We start from the raw sequence: 22,874 nt of genomic DNA on the forward strand, positions 1-22,874 counted from the left end.
ACATATCCCAGCTGTCCACAGACCCCAAAAGTGAAATGACGTTCACAATCTTCACCGGCGGCAACACCGGCGCCTGGAATATCCTGTCCATCGCTCCCGTCATCGGCGAAAGCCTCGTACCAGCGTCTCGTCTGGCGATCGCACCGAGCGCCGCACTGGGTGATGCGTCCGCGACGCCATGGCAGTTGCGCGGCGTCACCAGCCACGTGCGCTATGTCGAACGTGCCGAGAAAAACGCGCTCACCTCGGTGCAGGCCGGGCTGGGGCGCCCCGAGGCGACACACGCGGCGCTGATCCCCATCAGGAAATCCGACGCGTGGTGGGAACTGACACAGGAAGAACGGCGGAAAATCTTCGAGGACAAGTCGCACCATATCGCCGCCAGCCTCAAATACCTTCCCGCCATCGCACGGCAGCTCTATCACTGCCGCGATCTGGGTGAGCCGTTCGATTTCCTGACCTGGTTCGAATACGCGCCGGAACACGCAACGATGTTCGAAGACCTCGTCGGCGTCCTGCGCGCGACCGATGAATGGACTTATGTGGAGCGCGAGGTGGATATCCGACTGGAGCGCGCGGCATGACAGCTCCTATTTTTGATCGAGCATGATCTTATCCGAAAACCGGTTTCCACTTTTCGGGATCATGCTCTAATGCGCAGCAAGGAACCATCACCTTCGGACCAGCCAGCAGACCTGGATCACCCGCGCGACATGCCTCGCCTGCCCCTTGCTGAACCGCCCGTTCTCGAACGCAATGTCTCCGGCGCTTCGCCCTTCCTGCTCACCTGCGACCACTACGGCCGCCTGATTCCGGACGCCCTCGGTGATCTCGGCCTGCCGGGAAGCGAACTTGCGCGCCATATCGCCTGGGACATCGGGATCGCCGGCGTCGCCGAGCGGGTTTCGGCGGAGCTGGACGCGCATCTGATCGCGCAACGCTACTCGCGGCTGGTGATCGACTGCAATCGGCCGCCGGATGTCGCAAGCTCGATTCCCGCACTCAGCGAGGCCACGGTCATTCCGGGCAATGAAGGCATTTCGCCGGCCGACGCCGCCGCGCGGCGGCGCGCGATCTTCGAGCCCTATCATCGCCGGATCGCCGAGGCGATCGATGCCCGGCTGGCGCAAGACCGCCCCACCGTGCTGGTGTCGTTGCACAGCTTCACGCCAGTCTATGCCGGTGTGACACGGCCGTGGCATGTCGGCACGCTTTACCACCGCAGTCCGGTGCTGCCGCATCTTTTGCTGTCGCTGCTGCGCGCCGAGGGCGACCTCGTGGTCGGCGACAATAAGCCATACGCCGTGAGCGACCTCACCGACTACACCATTCCCGTGCATGGCGAGGCGCGCGGGCTGATGAATACCGGAATCGAGATCCGGCAGGATTTGATTGCCGATGAAGCTGGACAAGCGCAGTGGGCGAAGCGATTGACGCGGCTGTTCCGCGAGATCGAGACGACGCTCATCGCGCCGCAATCGTCTTACGCCTAATATCTCGGGTGACGGATGCCGGCGATGCGGCACCGGTTATCGGATGGGAGTGCAGGCGAAGCAATCCTATTACAGTTGGTTGATGGATTGCTTCGCCTGCAACGACGTTTCGACTTAACTTGTTTTCCGTTCAGCTAAGCCAAGCTAAATGCGTCCCATCAGGAGAAGGATAATCAGAATGATGATCACCAATCCGAGGCCGCCGCCGCCGTAATAGCCGGTACCGTAAAACGGCCCGCCGCCGACGCCGCTGAAGCCGCCAAGCAGCGCAATAATCAAAATGATCAGAATGATCGTGCCGATGCTCATGTCGTTCCTCGCTCAGGCTTAGTGATGCATGAGAAGTGCGATGAGAATGATCAACGGGATCGGAATCCCGATCAGCCAGAGAAGAAGTCCGCGTCCGAAGCCCATGTGTTCGCCTCCTGTTGATGAGGCGACAACGCGACGCGCGGCACGTCGTTCCCGTAGAGGAACTGAACTATTTCTCCGCGATCAGCGGAACCAAATTCAGCCGGGCGCGCGCAACTCACAGCGCAACACCTTGCCGGTGGCGATCATCGGCAGACTGTTATCACGCGCAATCATCCAGTGATCATCAAGGGCGCAATCGTTTCCCGGACGCGGTGCGGCATTCTTCATGCCGCTCCGCCGAACCGGGACCGCCGCAAACACTGTCATTGAGACGGCCCCGGATCAGCGGCGTCACGTCGCGGGCACGACGCAGTGCGCCGCGTCCCGGTACGCATAGGACTTAACCCGTCAGCGCGGCCTTCACCACGCCGCTGGCCTTGCCGAAATCCATCTGTCCCGCATATTTGGCTTTCAGCGCGCCGATCACCTTGCCCATATCCTTGATGCCGGCTGCTCCGGTCTCGGCGATAGTAGCTGCGACGGCGGACTTCATATCGTCATCCGACATCTGCTTCGGCAGATAGCGGGAGATCACGAGAATTTCCGCACGCTCCTGCGCCGCCAGTTCCTCGCGGCCGCCTTTCTCGTAAAGCTCGACCGATTCCTGGCGCTGCTTGATCATCTTCTGCAGAAGGCCGAGCAGATCGCCGTCGGACAGCGGCGGCTTGCCCTGCCCGCGCGCTTCGATGTCGGCGTTCTTGATGGTGGAGTTGACCATCCGCAGTGTGGACAGCTTGCGCTCGTCCTTGGCCTTCATCGCCTCCTTGACGGCGTTGTTGATGTCGTCGCGCAGCATCGGAAAGTCTCCCCTGTGCGGCGTATCCGCACCGTCAAACGTGGTCCGTCTCAGATTTAGGGCACCTTCGCCGGCACGGCAACCACAGCGATGAGAGCGTCAGTCCCGGTGCACCACATGTACGACGCCTTCGGGCAGCGTCTCGATCAGATCAACGAGCGGCGCAGGCTTGAGATCGATGGCTCCGGAAACGACGTTTCGAGGCAGAACCCATCGAAACTCCAGATCGGTGTTTCCCTCGCGACTGCGATGCACGATATCGCTTTCGTGAAACGGAAACGGCCGAGCCAGTTCGGCTTCATAATAGAAACCGATCTCGTGGGCCTTTCGCCCGGCCAATTCGAAGAAGTTCTCGATGACAAAGCGCAGCGGTCCGATGGCGGCAGCGCAGCCCATCTCTTCTTCTATCTCGCGCGCCAGAGCTTCCGTGCTGGCTTCATGAAACTCAACGCGGCCACCAGGCAGCGCCCAGAACGGATCAGAGACCGCACGATGAATCAGGAGGTGCTGACTGCACCATATCAGCGCCCCGGCCCGGAACTGGAAGCGGGAAGAACCCGCATCCATGACGATCATGGTTCTGACTGGAGAATGCACCGGCCGGTCCTAGTGCTGGCGTGGAACGCCGCCGAATTCGTCGCAAGGCCTGATGTAAGCCGCGGCGGCGCGCGAGACAACCGGAGTTTGACGCCGGCGCAAGCGCGGGCTATGTCATGCGCTCATGACCACATCGGAAAACGCTTCAGCTTGGCCGGACCTCAAACCGACCGCGCTTCTCGTGCTCGCCGACGGCACAGTGCTCGAAGGCTTCGGTCTCGGCGCAGAAGGTCAAGCGGTCGGCGAAGTCTGCTTCAACACCGCGATGACCGGCTACGAGGAAATCCTCACCGATCCTTCCTATGCCGGGCAACTCATCACCTTCACTTTTCCGCACATCGGCAACGTCGGCGCCAACGACGAAGACATCGAGACGGTGAACATGGCGGCGACGCCGGGCGCGCGCGGCGTCATCCTGCGCAGTGCCATCACCTCACCCTCGAACTATCGTGCCTCCAGACATCTCGACGCCTGGCTGAGAGCGCGCGGCATCATCGGCATCTCGGGCATCGACACTCGTGCGCTGACCGCGATGATCCGTACCAAAGGCATGCCCAACGCGGTAGTCGCGCACGCCAGAGACGGCAAGTTCGACCTGCACGGATTGAAGGAAGAAGCGCGCGAGTGGCCGGGGCTGGAGGGAATGGACCTCGTTCCGATGGTGACGTCGAGCCAGCGCTACACCTGGGACGAAACGCCGTGGGCCTGGGGCAAGGGATTCGACCGGCAGGACAAGCCGGAATTCAATGTCGTCGCCGTCGACTACGGCATCAAGCGCAACATCCTGCGCCTGCTCGCCGGCGAGGGTTGCAAAATTACCGTGGTGCCGGCGACCACGTCGGCAGACGACATCCTGGCCATGAGACCGGACGGCGTGTTCCTCTCAAACGGCCCCGGCGATCCGGCCGAGACCGGCAAGTACGCCGTGCCGACGATCCGGAAAGTGATCGAGTCGGGGACGCCGACCTTCGGCATCTGCCTGGGCCACCAGATGCTCGGTCTCGCGGTCGGCGCGAAAACCCGGAAGATGCATCAGGGCCACCACGGGGCCAATCACCCGGTCAGGGACGAGACCACCGGCAAGGTCGAGATCACCTCGATGAATCACGGTTTTGCCGTCGACGAGGCAACGCTGCCGAAGGGGACGAAACAAACCCATGTTTCGCTGTTCGACGGCTCCAACTGCGGCATCGAGATCGAAGGCAAGCCGGTGTTCTCCGTGCAGTATCACCCGGAGGCTTCGCCGGGTCCACGCGACTCACACTATCTTTTCAGGCGCTTCGCCGACCTGATGCGGGCGAACAAGCGGGCATAGGTCTACGGGCGATAAGGCATCCTCGTCCGCGGAAGCAGACGAGCCGGGGAGCGGCAAGCGCCTTCCGCTCAGGCCTCGTTGCTGCCTTCCTGACGGCTCGCCTCGAACAGGAACCAAGTGCGGCGCTCGGCGGCATCGATGAAATTCTCGAGCAGGCTTGCCGTCGCAACGTCCTCGTACTTGTCACAGATGTCGTGGGCCTTGCGCATGGCCGCGACCACCTTCTTGTTGTCGTTCATCAGTTCGCGCAGCATCTGCCGCGGCGGAACATAACTCTCGTCGTTGTCTTCGAGGGTCTGCAGCTTGGCGACCTGACCGATCGAGCGCAGCGTGGTGCCACCGATCTTGCGAACACGCTCGGCGATCTCGTCGGTGGTGCCGAAAATCTGCTCCGATTGCTCGTCAAGCAAAAGGTGATAATCGCGGAAGTGCCGGCCGCTGACATGCCAGTGGAAATTCTTGGTCTTGAGGTAGAGCGCAAAGGTATCGGCCAGAATCGTATTCATGGCGGCGGAGATCTTGTCGACGCCCTCCTGCGAAAGATCGGTCGGCGTATCGAGTTCGGGGTTTACTTTCCGCAAGGTGGAACTTTTGGCTTGGGTCACGATGCACCCTCCTGTTATGAAAAGCGGATGAATTGGGATTTCCGGCGCGCAGTGGCGAGACAGGAAAACTGATCCAGACCTTTCTAACGCGCTATTCTGCGACAAGTTCTAACGTGTGAGTCCGCGGAGGGTTCCGGACGCGGAACAGGAAGATTGGCTCAGACCGTCCATGGATGACTGGATCGACTACTACGATTCCACGCATACGATTTACGTCAGCAAACTGCACCGCGACGTCCATTTCCAGACGATCGCCCGGGATATTGTCGGTTACATTGCGTCGAAGGACTCCGTGGTCCTGGATTACGCCTGCGGCGAAGCGCTCTCCGCAGAAACGGTGGCCGATGCCTGCGGCCGGCTCATCCTCGCGGAGCCCGCGCCGGGCGTTCGCGGCCGGCTGGTTGCGCGGTTCGCGCCCAATACAAAAATCCGTGTTCGCGCGCTCGACGACCTTCGGCATATGGACGACAAGTCAGTCGATCTGGCGGTGATGAACTCTGTCATACAATACATGACGCCTGACGAATTCGATGCCGCGATCACGACAATTCGCCGGCTGCTCAAGCCGGCCGGCCGTCTGGTGCTGGGCGACGTCCTGCAGCCCAACGTAGGAATGGCGGGCGATGTGATCGCGCTGCTCCGCTTCGCGGCGAAGCACGGCTTCGTGAAGGACGCGCTGCTGGGACTGGTTCGCACCGCCCTGTCCGATTATCGGCAGCTCCGCACCCGTATAGGGCTGCAACGCTATAGCGAGACCAACATGCTCGCCAAGCTCGCAGCCGCCGGATTTACGGCGGCCCGGGCGCCTACGAATATCGGCCATAACCCGTCGCGGATGACATTTGTGGCGCGTCACGCCTTCGAGCGCAGCCGCAACGGCGGGACGCCAAAAGCCGGGACGCCAGGCAAGGATATCGAGACGGATTCGACGTGACGCGCGGTCGATCGCAATTTCGGACCGACGCGCGTTCGCCGTCTGAAGCCCGCGATGTGCGGCTCGTTCCCTTACCAGCGGCGCCAGTGGTGATGATGCCAGTAATGAGGACGCCAATGGTGGAACCGCGGCGGACCATAGTATCCCCAGGCGCCATAGAACCGCCTGTTGGGTACGCAGCGTCCCCAGCCGTTGATGTGCCAGCCCGGTCCGCAGCGCCAGCCGACTTGCGTGACGGGACCGGTGGTGTCGTGCAGCGGCGCGACAGGCATCGCTTGCGCTGAGGCCATGCCGAGGCCGACGGCGAAAGCGATAGAAGCCAAGAGTTTCATGTTGCTTGCCTCCTTGAACTCGGAAAGCAGAATTTCACCGCATTGCCGCTGAATGCGCGATGAAGGGCGCTGTCGGATTTTCGCCTCAATGCAACCGTCGCGCTTCCTCGCTCCCCGTGCGCCTCGTCGGGACTGACAAACTTTTTCTGCTGTGGGAGAGCAAAACCAGGGGTCGTCCGCACGATCAGCGAAATCGAATGCTCGCTGCACACGGTCCGGCGACGCGAGGTTTCACGACCGCTGAAATGATAGGACCGCTGGCGTATTTGTGATGGAGCGGATTCGATGAATTGAACACCGGTCTGCGACTTGGAAGCCGCTGCTTTGCCACTAAGCTAAATCCGCACCACCAAGAATAGCACATCGCGGCGGCTCGTGCGCCGAGCTTGCAATTAACGTTACAATGAGCAATCGCTCGACCCGGCGGAAATATCTGCAAATATACCCGCGGCCCGGTGGCGGAAGTCGACGCGGGAGCTGTGCAAAGCTTTTTATCCTGGTTCAAGTCCAGGCTGGGCCTCCAAGTCTTCGTTTTTGAAGACTACCCGATCGCCGCATCCGTCGCAGCGGCTAGTTTGCTCTCAAGACCTTTCACCGCAGCATTGAGATTGTCACTCTGTGCATCGAATCCGTGGCGGACGAAAACAGCCGATATGTAAGTTGCGTCGTTATAGCTGACGTAGACTTTGCCGGCCTGATCCTGCCAGACCAGCATTTTCAGCGGCAAATCGATGGCCAGCATGGGGCGCTGAAGGAACAGCGGCGTTCCGCCTTGTGGACTGCCGACGACCAGAACCGTCGCCGGAGGCATCTCAAGACCGACGGCCTTTGCCGCGGCGGCGTGATCGAGGCGCGTAAAGACCTTCAGACCATTGTCCTTCACCGCCGTTTCCAGATGATCCAGCGTGATCTCGAAAGTGTGCGAACTTTGCTTCGTCACCAGATCAGTCGCAGCTTGTGCCAAACCAGCCATACAAAGCTCCGAAACCGATCGTCCGTTAACCACGCCATGATAGCACGGGGACACTCGTCCGGGCATGACACAACGGGTTCTCTCGCGGCGGCCGCCGAATGATTTCAACCCCGCGCCGGATCGCCCACCGAAGAGAAACAGACGGCCCCGAAAGGCTTTTCTCGCGCGTCCAACCCAGAATTGCCGGTTGATGAAGCACTTATAGTCCTTCCCCGTCCCGGAAAACTGGTCTAAAGACACCCCGCGCGCGAGGATCGCGCTCTTGCCCAAGGGACGCGCCGCCGCGCGCCCTTTTTTTGTGCCCAGTTTTTCGTTTTCCAGGACTTAATGCCTAAACGCTCCGACATATCGACCATCCTCATCATCGGCGCCGGGCCGATCGTCATTGGTCAGGCCTGCGAATTCGACTATTCCGGCACCCAGGCGGTAAAAGCGCTGAAGGAGGAGGGTTACCGGGTCGTCCTGGTCAACTCCAATCCGGCGACGATCATGACCGATCCCGAACTCGCCGACGCCACCTATATCGAGCCGATCACCCCGGAAATCGTCGCCAGGATCATCGAGAAGGAACGTCATGTCGTCCCTGGCGGCTTCGCACTGCTGCCGACCATGGGCGGCCAGACCGCGCTGAACTGCGCGCTGTCGCTGCGCAGGCTGGGCACGCTCGAACAATTCGATGTCGAGATGATCGGCGCCACCGCGGACGCCATCGACAAGGCCGAGGACCGTCAGCTTTTCCGCGAGGCCATGACCAGGATCGGTCTGGAGACCCCGAAATCGCGGCTCGCCAATGCATCCGCGATGAAAAAGGCCGACCGCGACCGCCACCTCGCCGAGCAGGAAAAGCTCTCCGGCGATGCCCTCGCCGAATTCGAACGGCAATGGAGGCTCGGCGAGAACGAGCGCCGCAAGCGCTACCAGCAGCAGGCGATGGCGGAGGCGCTGATGGCGCTGTCGGAGATCGGCCTGCCCGCGATCATCCGCCCCTCCTTCACCATGGGCGGTACCGGCGGCGGCATCGCCTACACCCGCGACGAATTTCTCGACATCATCGAGCGCGGCCTGGATGCCTCCCCGACCAACGAAGTGCTGATCGAAGAAAGCGTGCTCGGCTGGAAAGAGTACGAGATGGAGGTGGTCCGCGACAAAAAGGACAACTGCATCATCGTCTGCTCGATCGAGAACCTCGACCCGATGGGCGTGCACACCGGCGACTCCATCACGGTGGCGCCGGCGCTGACGCTGACAGACAAGGAATACCAGATCATGCGCGACGCCTCGCTGGCGGTACTGCGCGAGATCGGCGTCGAGACCGGCGGCTCCAACGTGCAGTTCGGCGTCGACCCTGCCAACGGCCGCATGGTCGTTATCGAAATGAACCCGCGGGTGTCGCGATCCTCGGCGCTCGCATCAAAAGCGACCGGCTTCCCGATCGCCAAGGTCGCGGCCAAGCTCGCGGTCGGCTACACCCTCGACGAGATCGCCAACGACATTACCGGCGGCGCGACTCCGGCCTCGTTCGAACCGAGCATCGATTACGTCGTCACCAAGATTCCGCGCTTCGCCTTCGAAAAATTTCCCGGCGCCTCGACCACGCTGACCACCTCGATGAAGTCGGTCGGCGAAGTGATGGCGATCGGCCGCACCTTTCAGGAAAGCCTGCAAAAAGCGCTGCGCGGGCTGGAGACCGGCCTCACCGGCCTTGACGAAATCGACATCGAGGGCCTCGGCCAGGGCGACGACAAGAACGCGATCCGCGCAGCGCTCGGTACGCCGACCCCCAACCGGCTGCTGCAGGTCGCGCAGGCGATGCGGCTCGGCTGGAGCGACGAGGACATCTTCACTTCCTGCAAGATCGATCCGTGGTTCCTCGCAGAACTGCGCGGTATCGTGGATATGGAGAACAAGGTCCGCGCCGACGGCCTCCCCGGAAATGCCTTCGGTATACGCACGCTCAAAGGCATGGGTTTCTCGGACGCGCGTCTTGCGGTACTCGCAGGCAAGACCGAGACGGAGGTCAAGACGCTCCGCCGTACGCTCGGCGTGCGCCCGGCGTACAAGCGCATCGACACCTGCGCCGCGGAATTCGCCTCGCCGACCGCGTATATGTACTCGACCTACGAGGCGCCATTCGCGGGCCACGTCGCCGACGAAAGCGCGCCGTCAGACAAGACGAAGGTCGTGATTCTCGGCGGCGGACCCAACCGCATCGGCCAGGGCATCGAATTCGACTACTGCTGCTGCCATGCCTGCTTCGCGCTGTCGGACGCGGGCTATGAGACCATCATGGTCAACTGCAACCCGGAAACGGTGTCGACCGATTACGACACCGCGGACCGGCTCTACTTCGAGCCGCTGACCGCCGAGGACGTGCTGGAGATCATCGACACCGAACGGCAGAACGGAACGCTGCACGGGGTGATCGTGCAGTTCGGCGGCCAGACGCCGTTGAAACTGGCGCGTGCGCTGGAGGCGGCCGATGTGCCGATCCTCGGCACTTCGCCCGAAGCCATCGACCTCGCGGAAGACCGCGACCGCTTCAAGCGCATCCTCGACCGGCTGAAACTGAAGCAGCCGAAAAACGGCATCGCCTATTCGGTGGAGCAGGCGCGGCTGGTGGCGGCCGATCTCGGTCTGCCGCTGGTGGTGCGTCCCTCCTATGTGCTGGGCGGCCGCGCCATGCAGATCATTCGCGAGGACAGCCAGCTCGGCGACTACCTGCTCGGCACCCTGCCCGAGCTTGTGCCCGCCGACGTCAAGGCGCGCTATCCGAACGACAAGACCGGCCAGATCAATACGGTGCTGGGCACCAACCCGCTGCTGTTCGACCGCTACCTTTCCGACGCCACCGAAATCGATGTCGATTGTCTCTGCGACGGCAAGGACACCTACGTCGTCGGCATCATGGAGCATATCGAGGAGGCCGGCATTCACTCCGGCGACTCGGCCTGCTCGTTGCCGCCGCGTTCGCTCGATGCCGCCACCATCACTGAACTGGAGCGGCAGACCCGCGAGCTCGCGCTCGGTCTCGACGTCATCGGCCTGATGAACGTGCAATACGCCATCAAGGACGGCGAAATCTACGTGCTCGAAGTGAACCCCCGCGCCTCGCGCACGGTGCCGTTCGTCGCCAAGGTGGTCGGCCTTCCCGTCGCCAAGATCGCGGCGCGGATCATGGCCGGCGAGAAACTCGCCCACTTCAAGCTGAAGCCGCAAAAGCTCGGCCATGTCGGCGTCAAGGAATCGGTCTTCCCCTTCGCGCGCTTCCCCGGCGTCGATACGGTGCTCGGCCCGGAAATGAAATCGACCGGCGAGGTGATGGGCATCGACCGCTCGTTCGAGATCGCCTTCGCCAAGAGCCAGCTCGGCAGCGGCACGCGCCTGCCGCGCAAGGGCACTGTGTTCGTCTCGGTCCGCGAGACCGACAAGGTGCGTATCCTCGAGACCGTGAAGCTGTTGTCCTCAATGGGTTTCAGGGTGATGGCGACATCGGGGACGCAACGCTATTTGTCCGACAGCGGCGTTCCGGCGGAGAAGATCAACAAGGTTCTGGAGGGCCGGCCGCACATCGTCGACGCCATCACCAACGGCGAGGTACAACTGGTGTTCAACACGACCGAGGGACCGCAGGCGCTCGCCGACAGCCGTTCGCTGCGGCGCGCTGCCCTCTTGCATAAAGTGCCGTATTACACCACTCTTTCGGGCGCCGTGGCGGCTGCGCAGGGCATCCGCGCCTATCTGGGCGGAGACCTTGAGGTTCGTACCTTGCAGAGCTATTTTTCCGAGACCTAGCGCGTATTCCGCAAAGGCGGATACCGGGTTTGCGACCAGAATGCGCGCAAGTCATTGATTGAGAGCATTTCTTTGGACCAATCGGATCCGCTTGGCCGGGGGAATGCTTCAGGGCCTGAATCGGACTGATCGGCCCGATACGGGTTCCAGGAAGCCCTGGCGGAGCCGGAACGTGACGGCCGCGGGAATGTTTTCTAACGCAGGCCGGTCGTAAACAGCTAGTGTGGTGGTTCAGAAGTTCGCTTCATTGCCTCGGCGAGTTCGTCAAGCGAACTTCTGAACCAAAACCCAGACTAGAGTTGCTGATGCTGATTTGCAGCCGGGGTTTGGACCGGCAAGCATTTTCGCGTGACGCCTCAGGCCGCTGATGAAGCGAAGGACGAAGTGAGATGGTCGAGAAGGTTCCGATGACCCGAGGCGGACACGCCGCCCTCGCAGACGAACTGAAGAAGCGCCAGTCGGTGGACCGGCCGCGCATCATCGAGCAGATCGCCGAGGCGCGTTCGCATGGCGACCTGTCGGAAAACGCGGAGTATCACGCCGCCAAGGAAGAGCAGTCGCATAACGAGGGCCGCATCGCCGAACTGGAGGACAAGCTGGCGCGCGCCGACATCATCGATGTCAGCAAGCTGTCCGGCGACACCATCAAGTTCGGCGCAACCGTGACGCTGATCGACGAGGACACCGACAAGAAGGCGGTGTGGCAGATCGTCGGCGAAGCCGAAGCCGACGCCAAGAAGGGTCGCATTTCAATCACCTCTCCGCTCGCCCGCGCCCTGATCGGCAAGAAGAAGGGTTCTTCAGTCGAAGTCGTCGCGCCCGGCGGCGCAAAAGCCTACGAGATCGCCAAGGTCGAGTGGCGATAGCGGAAGTCCTCTCCGCCGTCGCCTCTCGCGATGCCTTGACGGGATTTGATCTCAGCTTGGACAGAACAGGATGAAAGCGGCATGCGGCCTTACCGTCTAAGCCTTGTGTCGGCGACGACGGCTGCGGTCATCGCCGGCGCCGCTCTTGCCGCCGATATGGATATTCCGCCTCCCCCAGCCACGAAGGACATTTCGGTGCAGAAAGGCCCGCCCAATTGCAGCCGATGGACCGACGACTGCGTCAGTTGCGCACGCGATGGCAGCGGCGCGGCGGCAGTTTGCTCGAATACCGGTTTTTCCTGTCAGCCCAAAACGGTCCGTTGCGTACAGCCCTGACCTCCGGCGCCGGGACGTAATGACGCAGAACAGGCCGGTATCGGCGTGTTCCGAATCTGGAACTATCGAGGAGCCGGAACGTTCGTTTCGAGCGCTGCGCGGAACTCAAAGATCGCGGGCGAAAGAATATGGGAAAGACCTGACATGGACCAGATGTTCTCCAAATGGCAGCCGGTTGTCCTCAGCCTGCTTCGTTTCATGAGCGGACTCATGCTTATGCAGCATGGCACCGCCAAGCTCCTCGGCTTCCCGCCGCTGCCGATGTTTGCCAATCTGCAAATCGGCTCAATGGTGGGGGTGGCTGGAATCATCGAGTTGGTCGGCGGCGGGCTGCTGGTGATCGGGTTGTTTACGCGTGCGGCGGCCTTCATCGCCTCGGGCATGACGGCGGTAGCCTATTTCATGGTTCATGCGCCACAGAACTTCATGCCGATCGTCAATGGCGGCGAACTGGCAGCGCTGTATTGCTTCGTATTCTTCTATCTGGTGTTCGCTGGCGGTGGTCCGATCAGCCTCGACAAGATGATCTTCAACAAAAGCTGAAGCGCGCAGAATGAAGCGTCGCTGAAGGTCGTGCCCGGCTTGCGCCGGGCATGAGCGCGCCCGCGCGCTTCTCGCGACCTCAGCCCGGTACCTTCAATTCCAGCGGCACCGCCGCGGCGTATTTGGAGCTATGCAGGACCAGCGAGGTTCGCACGTTGCGCACATGCGGTGCAGCGGTGAGGTGCGCAACGAAGTCCTGAAATGTCGCCATGTCGGGCGCCACGCATTTCAGGATGAAGTCGACCTCGCCCGACAGCATCCAGCATTCGCGCACGAGCGGCTCGCTGCGCACGAATTCCTCGAACGCGCGCAGGTCGGCATCGGCCTGACTCGACAAGTGCACCGAGGCGAACACGGTTACCTCGAAACCAAGCCGTTGCGGATCGAGCAATCCCCGGTAGCCCTGGATATAACCCTCTTCCTCCAGCGTCCGGACCCGTCGCAGACAAGGCGGCGGCGAAATGCCGACCCGTCTGGCCAGTTCGACATTGGTGATCCGGCCGTCGGCCTGAATCTCGCTCAGAATCTTAAGGTCGATCTCGTCCAGACTTTTCGACACGCGCGTTCAAACCCCGAGACTCGTCAAACGGGGAGAATCTCCCGTAAACCTCTTAACGTAGATTGGGGAGCATGCGCAATTTTATTGCGCGGCACGCGGTTTTGCATTTAGAAGAATTTTCGCAGTAACGGGTTGCAAATTTTGCATAGCTGGGCAGATATCCTATATACAAACTAGATGTTTTCCCGCCTTCCGCTGGCTGGCACCGGGTGTTCGCTGCCCGCGTCGGTCGGCTTCTCGCCATAGGGTCATCCATGCCTGCTCCTGTCCACGCCAAGGTTGTCATCATCGGCTCTGGCCCGGCGGGGTATACGGCGGCGATCTACGCTGCGCGCGCCATGCTGGAGCCGGTGCTGATCCAGGGAATCCAGCCGGGCGGCCAACTCACCATTACGACCGACGTCGAAAACTATCCCGGCTTCGCGGACGTGATCCAGGGTCCGTGGCTGATGGAGCAGATGGAGAAGCAGGCGAGGCATGTCGGCACGAAGATCGTCACGGATACGGTGAATTCCCTCGATGTGTCGCAGCGGCCATTCCGGCTGACCTGCGATAGTGGCGACGCCTACCTGGCCGAGACCGTGATCCTTGCCACCGGCGCGCAGGCGCGCTGGCTCGGGTTACCGTCCGAAGACGCCTTCAAGGGGTTTGGCGTCTCCGCCTGCGCCACCTGCGATGGCTTCTTCTACCGCGGCAAGAACGTCATTGTGGTCGGCGGCGGTAATACTGCCGTGGAGGAAGCGCTGTTTCTGACCAACTTCGCCGCGCAGGTCACCCTCGTTCATCGCCGCGATCACTTCCGCGCCGAACGCATTTTGCAGGATCGCGCGTTCAAACATCCCAAGATCAAGGTGGTCTGGGACAGCGTGATCGACGAGATCTGCGGTGCGGAAAATCCGCCCAAGGTCACCCATGTCCGGCTGAAGAACGTCAAGACCGGCGCGCTCACGGAGATCGCGGCCGACGGCGTGTTCATTGCGATCGGCCATGCGCCCGCCACCGAACTCGTAGCCGGCAAGGTCAAACTGAAAAGCTCGGGCTATGTCGAGGTGGCACCGAACTCGACGGCGACGTCAGTGCCAGGCCTGTTCGCGGCCGGCGATGTAGCCGACGAGGTTTACCGGCAGGCAGTCACGGCCGCAGGGCTTGGCTGCATGGCCGCATTGGAGGCCGAACGGTTTCTCGCCGCACACGCGAGCGACCGCGCGGCAGCAGAGTAACGATGCTACGGAATCGCGACGGTTTTACCGACATGGATTGGGACAAGCTCAAGGTGTTTCACGCGGCCGCCGAGGCTGGCAGCTTCACGCATGCCGGCGAACAACTCGGGCTGTCGCAGTCCGCCGTATCGCGGCAGGTCGGCGCGCTGGAACAGGAACTCTCCGTATCGCTGTTTCACCGCCATGCGCGGGGGTTGATCCTGACCGAACAGGGCGACCTGCTGTTCCGCACCGCGCATGAAGTCTTCATGCAGTTGCAGGCGGCGCGCGCCAAGCTCACCGACAGCCGTGAGCGGCCAAGCGGCGATCTGAAGGTTACCACGACGCCGGGCGTCGGCATCAACTGGCTGATTCCGCGGCTTGGCGAGTTCAACGCGCTCTACCCGGAGATCCGGATCTCGCTGATTCTTACCGACGAAGAACTCGATCTGTCGATGCGCGAGGCCGACATCGCCATCCGCACGCAGAAGCCAACCCAACCCGATCTCATTCAGCGCAAGCTGTTTGCGATGGGTTTCCACGCCTACTGCTCAACGGAATACGTCAAGCGCTTCGGCACTCCCCGGACGCTGGAGGAACTCGACGGGCATCGTATCGTCCTGCTCACCGAGACGCACGCCTCGGTCCATCCTCAGAACCGCAATTGGCTGGTCGAAGCCGGACGCAACGGCTCCGGGCCACGCGAGCCGTACTTCATCGTCAACAACATATTGGGCTTGTTCAGCGCCTGTCAGCAAGGCCTCGGCATCGCCGCGCTGCCGGATTATCTGGTCGGCGAGAACAACCTTCTGGTGCAGTTGTTCAGCGAATCCCATTCGATTCAGCTCGATACCTATTTCGTCTATCCCGAAGAGTTGAAGTCCGTCGCGCGGGTTCAGGCATTCCGCGATTTCGTCGTCAGCAAGGCGCAGCGCTGGCCCTCGTAGTCCGACCGCCGCCGCTTCCTATAGGTTTTCGAGCGAAGCATCACCGGGTGCTGGACCGGACAATGGAATCCGGTTCGCGTCACTTATAGCAAAGCAGGCAACGACCGACGCGCGAATCCGCGCGCTTTATCATTCCGCATCAGCGTGCGGGTCAGGCCGCGTTCTTGTGCATAGTCCCACTGGAGGACACAGCTCCCCGGATCGCCTTGACGGAGCGCTCGATCGCCGCCCATAGCCGTCCGATCTCCGAGGCCGCGCGCCCCTGAGAATCGTATTCGCGGGCCCCTTCGCCATGTGCGAGCGCCAGCAGCAGGTCGGCACGATTGGTGACCTGACCGCTCCAGACCGGAGCGCGGAATTTCGCAAGAGCCTCGCGGGCAATGGTGACGATCGGGCTTTCAGAGCCGTCGCGCATTGCAGGAGCGCCGTTGATGACGACAGCATAAGGCTTGCGCGCGGAGCGGCATGTCTGGATGGTGTCCTGCACCGCGTTGACATCGAAGACGCCGGGGCGCGCAGGAATGACGACCATGGTCGCGTTCCGAATGGCGTCGTCGACGACGGCCGACAGGTTCGGCGGCGTGTCGATAAAAACCCACTCGAAGCCGTCACGCTTGGCCGAGTTGATGATCTCGGTTACTGAGCGGTTGGCTGTCCGGATCGGAGGTTCGTTGGTGCCGCGCAGCTTGTGCCAAAGGGTCAGCGATCCCTGCGGATCGGCATCCACCAGCAGGCAGGGCTTCGAAGCCTTATGAACTTGCGCAGCAAGGTGAGCAGCCAGGGTGCTTTTGCCCGAGCCGCCTTTACGCGATGCGAAAACAATAACGTTCATACCTTGGCCTCCAGATTGCCCCGGGAGGCCAAAATGAATCAGCATGCTGATTCGTTAAAGACAAATCTTGCTGTCAATTGACTCTTTGCGTCGATTTTTCATGCAAAAATGACATTTGAGTCACACTCCAGCGGATATGTGAGTCACATTGTCGCAAAAAAGATCACAAACGAGTCGTTACGAGAAGAACCTTCACGATCAGCGCTTCGCCGCTTTTCGCTCCATCCATTTGCGTTCGATCCATCCGAGCATGCGCGCCATTGGTCCTTGCAGAAATGGTACATCCTGCGCGATCAGGAGAAGCCCCAAGGGTAACATCCACAATCCGAGCACCGGCAGAAAACTGAAAATGCCGCCGACGATCAGAAGGATCGCCAGCGGCGCGCGGGCCAGCCGCGAGGACGGCTTGCGCACCCAGCCCAGGAATTTCGCCAGCGGCGCCGGCACTCTGGCTTCAAACCACGCAAAATGCCGGTCCAGTTCCGCTCGGTGGTGATTGCTCATCGTTTGCAAGATGTGGATCGGTCACGTTGCGACAACGCGGCGGGATGTCGCGCAAACGGCTTGCTGCAGCCCGGCTGCAGATATGAGTCATCGACAGGCAATGGGCTCAGTTCAGAAACCGAACGTCCAGACGACGCACACCACCGTCAGCGTCAGGAGCGCGCTGAGCGTCCAGCCGATGGCATAGTTGGTCTCCTCGGGCACGATTCCCCGCATATCCTCGACCGGGACGCCGGGGGTCGGACGCCAAAGGCGCAAATCGGTCATGACAACCTCCCTTTGCGGACATTGCCGCAGGGATTCAATGACCACGGGCGGCTGGAGTTCCGCTCAGGGCGGTCCGGGCTTGGCTTGACGCCGCCCCGCGCAACAGTCATGCGTATCGCGTCAGTCGGCCGGACGGCCGCTCTCGTCAGGGCCGAAAGGCTTTCGGGAGAGGAAAGTCCGGGCTCCATCGACATGCGGTGCCGGATAACATCCGGCGGGGGCGACCCCAGGGACAGTGCCACAGAGAACGAACCGCCGTTCGCACCCTGCCCTTCCTCGCTTGCGAGGAAAGGATGGGAAAAGAGCGGTAAGGGTGAAAAGGTGCGGTAAGAGCGCACCGCGTCTCCGGCAACGGAGACGGCATGGTAAACCCCACCGGGAGCAAAACCGAATAGGGACAGCATCGCGAGAGGTTCGCCTCGGCGATAACATCGCGGGGCCGTGTCGGGCCCGCTGTCCGGGTAGGTTGCATGAGGCAACGTGCAAACGTTGTCCCAGAGGAATGGCCGTCACGTATCGTGTGCGCAGGCACGCGGTGCCCTACAGAACCCGGCTTACAGGCCGGCTGATACGTTCGCAGAAGCTCGCGTCAACAAAATGCAGGCGACTGTGAAAATTGTAAATGGGGGGTTCGGCGCACCCGCGCCGGACCCCTCGCCATTTCAAGAACTCTCAGGCAGACGGCTTGCGTGGCGCGCTACTCGTCGTCATCGTCATGACGGTGCGAACGGCTCGTTCTGCTGCCAAGCGACCCCGTCACCGCAGGTTCGCGGCTGGCATACGAGCTCCGCCCCGCGCGCGCCGCGATGTCCTCGCCGGAGACCGCCGGCGGTTTGCAGATCGTGCGCCCGCTCGCGCGGCGCATCAGATCGACGTGGATGTGATTGTAGTGATAGACGTTCGCCCCCGGCGCCAGCACCGTGGTGAAACGCTGACAGGCCGTTGCTTCCACATCGCGCAGGAAACCCTGTTCCTCCGGCAGCCCCTTCCAGCCATGCTGCACGGACACGTATCGCCCGTCCGCCAGCGTGAATCCCGCGATATCCAGCGCATTGCCGAAGGCGTGTTCGGAGATATGTGCGTGCGGGTTGCCGTTCATGCCGCGGCAGGAATAGGCGGAGATTTGCTTGATTTCGACAACGCGCGCGCCGAACCAGCGCATCGCCGCCGGCTGGACCGAATCCGCGAGCCAGCGATCGAGCACCGAGACGATCGGACAGGCAAGCGTCGCGGCCGGCTTCACAACGACAGGCCCGACCGCGCTGGTGATCGCCCCGCGCGCAGGTCCGAGGCGCGGCAGCGGCGAAGCCTGTTGTGACGAACCCAATCCGGGCGCGGCGGGATATGCGGACGATCGCTCGCCGCCGTAGAGCCGGGATTGCGGTTGGGATGGCGCGCCCGGATAGGGTTGCGCGTAACCGCCGGCTGGATAGGACGATGCGCGATCCGCATCCGGCGTTCCTTCCGGCGGCAGGTCGATCCCGTCTTCGACAGGACGCACGCCGGGCGCAGTCAGCGAGACCGGGCCGATCGAGGCGCCACCATAAGCAGGCTGACGAGCGGCGGTCTCGGGATATGACGGCGGCGGAGAGGATGGCTGCGCGATCGGCCAGCGCGGCTGATTGCGGCCGATCGAGGCCGGAGGCCGAAGATCCTCGTCCGCGAAGCCGTAAGTCGGGCTTTCACCGAGCGCGGAGACCTTCAGAGGAAATTCGGCGCCGCAGACGCCGGGACCGTTGATCGGGCGGATGCGAACCAGATCGGCGTTTTCCCTGACCTCGCCGGATTTCAGACAAGCGGCTTCAGCCTCGGCCCGCCACGGCTCGCGTTCCGCGGTTTGAAAAAAACCGCGCCCGCAGCCTGCCAGCGACACAAGGACGACGGAGCCGACGAGATACAAGGCAACTCTGCGCGTCATCCGCGCAAGTTCGACGAATTTATTTAAGGCTTCTTCAACGCGTTGTGTTCAGTCATTTTTAACGATGTTGCCGCGGCGCACAATGGAAATGCCGGGAACAGGTTGCAAGCTTGCCGCGTTACGACGGACCAATTGTGACCAGGGAGTCGTCACATGACTTTCGCCGGCCGCATGAGCATCGTGACCGCCTATCTCGCGCTCGCCTTTGTCGGCGCGATCGTGCTGGGCGTTTTCTAGAGCCTTGCCTCTGACGGATCAGAAGCCGGGCTTCGTGATTTTGTTGTGACGCGTTTTCTCGATTCGAACCGGTGTCATCCTCGGGTCAGGTCCCAAGGACATCCTTCGCTCGAAAACGCCGTAGCGACCAGCCGCACCGCGGTCTCCCGATATCGGTCCTCCGAAACTTCGCAGCTTTCGTGGGCCTATGATGTTCTATCATCCGCATCACGACCGCCGGCCGCGCGCTGGCCTCCATCGCCCGCGGCCTGTAGACTCGTCGCGGGGCAATTTTCGTCGGGGAGCCAATGCGGCCTGGGTTCAACCTCAAGACCATCCTGCTTGGCACCGGAATCCTTGCGGTGTCCTTCTTCGTCAGCCTTAAGGCCATGGACTGGTTGTCGCCGTTCGGAATCAACAAGCCCGTGCTCGCGGCATTGCCGCCACTGCCTCCTGTCAATCGCGCGTCGAGCATCATCGCCCCGATCACGATTCCGCTTGCCGTCATTCGCGATGCCGCCGACCGAGCCGCGCCGCGCAACTTCGCAGGCAAGGCAGACAACCCGGTCGGACAGATCCTTCAGAATGCGGACATCGGGTGGACAGCGTCGCGCGGTGCGATCAGCGCCACAGGCGCCAACAACGTGCTGTCGCTGTCCACGCCGCTGAGCGGCACCCTCAAGGTCACCGGGGCGCTGTCATCAGAGGCTCAGGGCGCGATCGGCAACGCGCTCGGAAATTTGCTGGGGGGCAACGTCGCCAAGCAGATCGGACGCGTGAATATCAAAAACCTGAACGCCAATGCCGAGATCAAAGGCAATGTCGTGATGACCGCGCGGCCGGTGCTGACCGCGAATTGGCGCATCGATCCCGAGATGAGCGCGCAGGTTCATCTCGGCGACACCAACCTTTCGGTCGCCGGCGCCCGTGTCAACGTGCCCTCGCAGGTCAAGCCGGTCATCGACAGAGCCGTCAACGAACAGCTCGCGAGCCTGCAACAGCGCATTCGTAACGATCCGGCCCTGGAGCGCGGCGCACGGGTGCAGTGGGCACAGATGTGCCGCTCGATTCCGCTCCAGGGGGCGGCCGGATTGCAGGACCTGTATCTCGAGTTGAAGCCGGTGCGCGCTGTCGCGGTTCAGCCGCGCATCGATGCAAGCAGCGTGACGCTGACGCTCGGCATCGAGGCGGAAACGCGGATCACCGGCACGGCGACCAAACCGGACTGTCCGTTTCCCGCGACGCTCACCATCGTGCCGGCCATCCCGGGCAGGCTGAACATCGGCGTTCCGATCGACTTGCCCTTCACCGCCATCAACAGGGTGATCGAGGCCCAACTCGTCGGCAAGACATTTCCCGAAGACGGCAGCGGCCCGGTCGGCGTCACCGTCAAACGGGCCAGCGTCGCGGCGGCCGGCGACCGTCTTCTGATTTCGCTGCTGGTCCACGCGACGGAAAAGAAAAGCTGGTTCGGGTTCGGCGGCGAGGCCACGGTTCACATCTGGGGCAAACCTGTGCTGGATCAGGCCCAACAAACCCTGCGGCTGACCGATATCCGGCTCGCAGTCGAATCCGAGACGGCGTTCGGCCTGCTCGGCGCCGCTGCGCACGCTGCGATGCCTTATCTGCAACAGGCTCTGGCCGATAGAGCGACCATCGACCTCAAGCCGTTCGCATCGAGCGCGAGAGACAACATCGCCGCAGTCATCGCGAATATTCAGAAGAGTGAGGACGGCGTCCGCCTCAGAGCTCAGATCACCAGTCTCAAACTCGCCGACATCGCGTTCGATTCCAAAACGCTGCGCGTCATCGCGGAGGCGGCCGGCGCCGTGAATGTCGAGGTCAGCAAGCTGCCGGCGCCATAAGGGATACGCTGCACAAACGCGCCCGGCTGGAACCGGGTGCGTTGCTGTTCCAATCGTCGGCCGACTACTCGGCGTACTTGAATTCCGGCATCGACTTCAACTGATCCTTGGTCGCGCTGAAGACGGCGTGATCCGGATACCACGGATTGGACTTCGCTGTCGTCGTCGCGGGCGCTGACGTGGCGGAGCCTGTCGTCGAGCCCGTGGTGGTGCCGCCGGACGGCGCCGTTGTCGTCGAAGAGGCCGATGTCGAGGGCACAGGCGTATCGACAAATTTCAGCTTGTCGAAGGACACCGCAACCAGATGCTCGCCCACACCGAGGAATCCGCCGACGCCGATCACCGCGGCGTTGATCTTTCCGCTCTTGTCCAACAACATATCGCTGATCGAACCGAGCTTCTCGTTGGAGTCATTATAGACGTTGAGGCCGATCATTTTCGACGAACGCCAGTCGCCATGATAGCCGGATTCTGACGAGGCAGCCGCCGGAGCGCTCATGGTGTTCGTCGTGCTGCCTGGCGTCTGCGCGACCGCCGTCGTCGCCAGCAGCGCGGATCCGATCAATGCGACGGTAATATGCTTGGCAATCATCAGTGTACCTCCTTCGATTTTGGAAAATCAGTAGCCAGAACCCACAACCGAGGCAGTCGTTCCCCGGAACATCACGACCGCCAGGGTTCCCACGAAAGGGCGATGCGAATTTCAGCAAGCGACGAACGCGCGATAATTCTTGACTCGGAAGCGTGGCAAACCTGATCGGGAATTCGCACGGAGCATCATTACAAAACAACGCACGGATGAGGTTCGTACGAACGCGCATCCCCAATGCCGCTTCCATGCGCGGAAGCGCGATCATGCGACGGGATGTCTCAGTGCGAACTGCCCGTTGTCAGGCTGCGATCGCGCTCGGCTCGCTGCTGGTCTCGGCGAAGAACGCGATCGATTCGAACTGGTAGCCGCAGCGAGCGCACTGCCAGAGATACGCGGTCCGGCGCGGTCCGTTTTCGAACCAGACCGGCGCGGCGATCGGGCGACCGCATTGCGCACAAGGATTTTGATGAGGCAAATAATCAGATACGGCAGCGACCATGACGCTTCTCCCATCTGCTTTGCGTTGCGGATTCGCGGGGCGCACCATCACGAAATCCGCAGGGTGCGATCCTAGACTCAGGCTCGTGCCGAATTTGCGACGTTTCCGAATGCGCCTTTTCTGGTGATGCGAAAGTGATGAAAGATGGAATGTGAGAATGCCGTGGCCGGGTTCCTTGTTTCGAGCCCGGGAGCGCCTTAAAACCTTGCGTCGGCACGGTCGATTTGCCACAGGAAAGTCGCGATTAGGGCGATAGGAATTAAGGCAGATTATGAGGGTGTCGGTGATTTTGCGTCAATTTGCTCCGTTTCTTATTTTGGTTGTGCTGGCATTGCCGCAGCCGGCGTGCGCGCAGCGCGCGCAATACGAGTCGATGGTGACGGCGCACGCGCAAGCCAACGGCGTTCCCGTCGAACTGGTCCATCGCGTCATCGTGCGGGAGAGCCGCTATAATCCGCGCGCCGTTCATCGCGGCAACTA

Annotated in this window: 24 protein-coding genes, 2 tRNA genes, 1 other RNA gene and 1 pseudogene; 13 read left to right on the top strand and 15 right to left on the bottom strand. The window is 61.8% G+C overall.

Going from position 1 to position 22,874, the window contains the following annotated elements; genetic code table 11:
* Positions 1-35: 35 nt before the first annotated feature.
* Together ACS3WB_RS14940 and ACS3WB_RS14945 are read left to right on the top strand one after the other, a co-directional pair.
* Complete coding sequence (locus ACS3WB_RS14940) at positions 36-584, top strand: chlorite dismutase family protein (protein ID WP_438276282.1); 549 nt, start codon at positions 36-38, stop codon at positions 582-584.
* Positions 585-713: 129 nt separating this feature from the next.
* A complete protein-coding gene (locus tag ACS3WB_RS14945; protein WP_438276283.1) occupies positions 714-1,493 on the top strand; it encodes an N-formylglutamate amidohydrolase in 780 nt (259 codons plus the stop codon).
* A 144-nt stretch (positions 1,494-1,637) separates the two neighbouring features.
* Here the strand turns inward: ACS3WB_RS14945 and ACS3WB_RS14950 are convergent, their stop codons facing one another.
* The 4 genes from ACS3WB_RS14950 to ACS3WB_RS14965 all read right to left on the bottom strand — a co-directional run bounded on the left by ACS3WB_RS14950 (position 1,638) and on the right by ACS3WB_RS14965 (position 3,279).
* Entirely contained in the window at positions 1,638-1,802 is a 165-nt protein-coding gene (locus ACS3WB_RS14950) for a DUF3309 family protein (protein ID WP_438276284.1), read from the bottom strand.
* Positions 1,803-2,003: 201 nt separating this feature from the next.
* Positions 2,004-2,135, bottom strand: coding sequence for a hypothetical protein (locus ACS3WB_RS14955; RefSeq protein ID WP_438276285.1), 132 nt, complete (start codon positions 2,133-2,135; stop codon positions 2,004-2,006).
* Between the two features lie 112 nt (positions 2,136-2,247).
* Positions 2,248-2,703, bottom strand: a complete 456-nt coding sequence (locus tag ACS3WB_RS14960) for a GatB/YqeY domain-containing protein (RefSeq protein ID WP_438276286.1) — start codon at positions 2,701-2,703, stop codon at positions 2,248-2,250.
* A gap of 99 nt (positions 2,704-2,802) precedes the next feature.
* A complete protein-coding gene (locus tag ACS3WB_RS14965; protein ID WP_438276305.1) occupies positions 2,803-3,279 on the bottom strand; it encodes an NUDIX hydrolase in 477 nt (158 codons plus the stop codon).
* Between the two features lie 145 nt (positions 3,280-3,424).
* Here ACS3WB_RS14965 and carA point away from each other — a divergent pair, with 145 nt between their 5' ends.
* Positions 3,425-4,615 carry a glutamine-hydrolyzing carbamoyl-phosphate synthase small subunit gene (gene carA / locus ACS3WB_RS14970; RefSeq protein WP_438276287.1) on the top strand — a complete coding sequence of 397 codons (1,191 nt, stop codon included), beginning with the start codon at positions 3,425-3,427 and terminating at the stop codon, positions 4,613-4,615.
* Between the two features lie 68 nt (positions 4,616-4,683).
* Here the strand turns inward: carA and ACS3WB_RS14975 are convergent, their stop codons facing one another.
* A complete protein-coding gene (locus ACS3WB_RS14975; RefSeq protein WP_438276288.1) occupies positions 4,684-5,220 on the bottom strand; it encodes a Dps family protein in 537 nt (178 codons plus the stop codon).
* Positions 5,221-5,389: 169 nt separating this feature from the next.
* Here ACS3WB_RS14975 and ACS3WB_RS14980 point away from each other — a divergent pair, with 169 nt between their 5' ends.
* Positions 5,390-6,154, top strand: a complete 765-nt coding sequence (locus ACS3WB_RS14980) for a class I SAM-dependent methyltransferase (RefSeq protein ID WP_438276289.1) — start codon at positions 5,390-5,392, stop codon at positions 6,152-6,154.
* 71 nt (positions 6,155-6,225) lie between these two features.
* Here ACS3WB_RS14980 and ACS3WB_RS14985 read toward each other — a convergent pair whose 3' ends face one another.
* Positions 6,226-6,486, bottom strand: a complete 261-nt coding sequence (locus ACS3WB_RS14985; protein ID WP_438276290.1) for a GCG_CRPN prefix-to-repeats domain-containing protein — start codon at positions 6,484-6,486, stop codon at positions 6,226-6,228.
* A gap of 272 nt (positions 6,487-6,758) precedes the next feature.
* A tRNA-OTHER gene (locus tag ACS3WB_RS14990) sits at positions 6,759-6,831 on the bottom strand.
* A 104-nt stretch (positions 6,832-6,935) separates the two neighbouring features.
* Here ACS3WB_RS14990 and ACS3WB_RS14995 point away from each other — a divergent pair.
* Positions 6,936-7,009, top strand: a tRNA-OTHER gene (locus tag ACS3WB_RS14995).
* Positions 7,010-7,027: 18 nt separating this feature from the next.
* On the opposite strand, the gene ACS3WB_RS15000 is transcribed toward ACS3WB_RS14995, so the two are convergent.
* Positions 7,028-7,729, bottom strand: coding sequence for a DUF302 domain-containing protein (locus ACS3WB_RS15000; RefSeq protein ID WP_438276291.1), 702 nt, complete (start codon positions 7,727-7,729; stop codon positions 7,028-7,030).
* 57 nt (positions 7,730-7,786) lie between these two features.
* Here ACS3WB_RS15000 and carB point away from each other — a divergent pair, with 57 nt between their 5' ends.
* The 3 genes from carB (at position 7,787) to ACS3WB_RS15015 (ending at position 12,996) form a co-directional block, all read left to right on the top strand.
* Positions 7,787-11,251 carry a carbamoyl-phosphate synthase large subunit gene (gene carB / locus ACS3WB_RS15005; RefSeq protein WP_438276292.1) on the top strand — a complete coding sequence of 1,155 codons (3,465 nt, stop codon included), beginning with the start codon at positions 7,787-7,789 and terminating at the stop codon, positions 11,249-11,251.
* Between the two features lie 389 nt (positions 11,252-11,640).
* Complete coding sequence (gene greA / locus ACS3WB_RS15010; protein WP_438276293.1) at positions 11,641-12,117, top strand: transcription elongation factor GreA; 477 nt, start codon at positions 11,641-11,643, stop codon at positions 12,115-12,117.
* Positions 12,118-12,597: 480 nt separating this feature from the next.
* Entirely contained in the window at positions 12,598-12,996 is a 399-nt protein-coding gene (locus tag ACS3WB_RS15015) for a DoxX family protein (RefSeq protein WP_438276294.1), read from the top strand.
* Between the two features lie 79 nt (positions 12,997-13,075).
* Here ACS3WB_RS15015 and ACS3WB_RS15020 read toward each other — a convergent pair whose 3' ends face one another.
* On the bottom strand, positions 13,076-13,555 hold the full coding sequence (locus tag ACS3WB_RS15020; RefSeq protein WP_438276295.1) for an Lrp/AsnC family transcriptional regulator: 480 nt from the start codon (positions 13,553-13,555) through the stop codon (positions 13,076-13,078).
* 254 nt (positions 13,556-13,809) lie between these two features.
* On the opposite strand from ACS3WB_RS15020, the gene trxB reads away from it, so the two are divergent.
* The gene (gene trxB, locus ACS3WB_RS15025; protein ID WP_438276296.1) at positions 13,810-14,775 is read left to right on the top strand and encodes a thioredoxin-disulfide reductase; all 966 of its coding nucleotides are present in this window, start codon (positions 13,810-13,812) and stop codon (positions 14,773-14,775) included.
* 2 nt (positions 14,776-14,777) lie between these two features.
* Positions 14,778-15,701 carry a LysR family transcriptional regulator gene (locus ACS3WB_RS15030; protein ID WP_438276297.1) on the top strand — a complete coding sequence of 308 codons (924 nt, stop codon included), beginning with the start codon at positions 14,778-14,780 and terminating at the stop codon, positions 15,699-15,701.
* 151 nt (positions 15,702-15,852) lie between these two features.
* Here the strand turns inward: ACS3WB_RS15030 and ACS3WB_RS15035 are convergent, their stop codons facing one another.
* The 3 genes from ACS3WB_RS15035 to ACS3WB_RS15045 all read right to left on the bottom strand — a co-directional run bounded on the left by ACS3WB_RS15035 (position 15,853) and on the right by ACS3WB_RS15045 (position 17,304).
* A complete protein-coding gene (locus ACS3WB_RS15035) occupies positions 15,853-16,533 on the bottom strand; it encodes an AAA family ATPase (protein WP_438276298.1) in 681 nt (226 codons plus the stop codon).
* A 198-nt stretch (positions 16,534-16,731) separates the two neighbouring features.
* On the bottom strand, positions 16,732-17,037 hold the full coding sequence (locus ACS3WB_RS15040; RefSeq protein WP_438276299.1) for a hypothetical protein: 306 nt from the start codon (positions 17,035-17,037) through the stop codon (positions 16,732-16,734).
* 111 nt (positions 17,038-17,148) lie between these two features.
* Entirely contained in the window at positions 17,149-17,304 is a 156-nt protein-coding gene (locus ACS3WB_RS15045; RefSeq protein ID WP_438276300.1) for a hypothetical protein, read from the bottom strand.
* A gap of 120 nt (positions 17,305-17,424) precedes the next feature.
* Between ACS3WB_RS15045 and rnpB the strand changes: the two genes are divergently transcribed.
* An RNA gene (rnpB, locus tag ACS3WB_RS15050) (RNase P RNA component class A) lies at positions 17,425-17,877 on the top strand.
* Positions 17,878-18,001: 124 nt separating this feature from the next.
* Here rnpB and ACS3WB_RS15055 read toward each other — a convergent pair.
* Complete coding sequence (locus ACS3WB_RS15055; RefSeq protein WP_438276301.1) at positions 18,002-19,222, bottom strand: extensin-like domain-containing protein; 1,221 nt, start codon at positions 19,220-19,222, stop codon at positions 18,002-18,004.
* A 524-nt stretch (positions 19,223-19,746) separates the two neighbouring features.
* Between ACS3WB_RS15055 and ACS3WB_RS15060 the strand changes: the two genes are divergently transcribed.
* Positions 19,747-21,303, top strand: a complete 1,557-nt coding sequence (locus ACS3WB_RS15060) for a DUF4403 family protein (protein ID WP_438276302.1) — start codon at positions 19,747-19,749, stop codon at positions 21,301-21,303.
* A 64-nt stretch (positions 21,304-21,367) separates the two neighbouring features.
* On the opposite strand, the gene ACS3WB_RS15065 is transcribed toward ACS3WB_RS15060, so the two are convergent.
* Both ACS3WB_RS15065 and ACS3WB_RS15070 read right to left on the bottom strand, forming a co-directional pair.
* Entirely contained in the window at positions 21,368-21,895 is a 528-nt protein-coding gene (locus ACS3WB_RS15065; protein ID WP_438276303.1) for a PRC-barrel domain-containing protein, read from the bottom strand.
* A gap of 298 nt (positions 21,896-22,193) precedes the next feature.
* Positions 22,194-22,442, bottom strand: a complete 249-nt coding sequence (locus ACS3WB_RS15070; RefSeq protein WP_438276304.1) for a hypothetical protein — start codon at positions 22,440-22,442, stop codon at positions 22,194-22,196.
* 277 nt (positions 22,443-22,719) lie between these two features.
* Here ACS3WB_RS15070 and ACS3WB_RS15075 point away from each other — a divergent pair.
* A pseudogene (locus ACS3WB_RS15075) lies at positions 22,720-22,874 on the top strand (lytic transglycosylase domain-containing protein); the annotation flags it as partial.

Origin of the sequence: Nitrobacter sp. (assembly GCF_051535215.1) — a bacterium.
Taxonomy (GTDB): domain Bacteria; phylum Pseudomonadota; class Alphaproteobacteria; order Rhizobiales; family Xanthobacteraceae; genus Nitrobacter.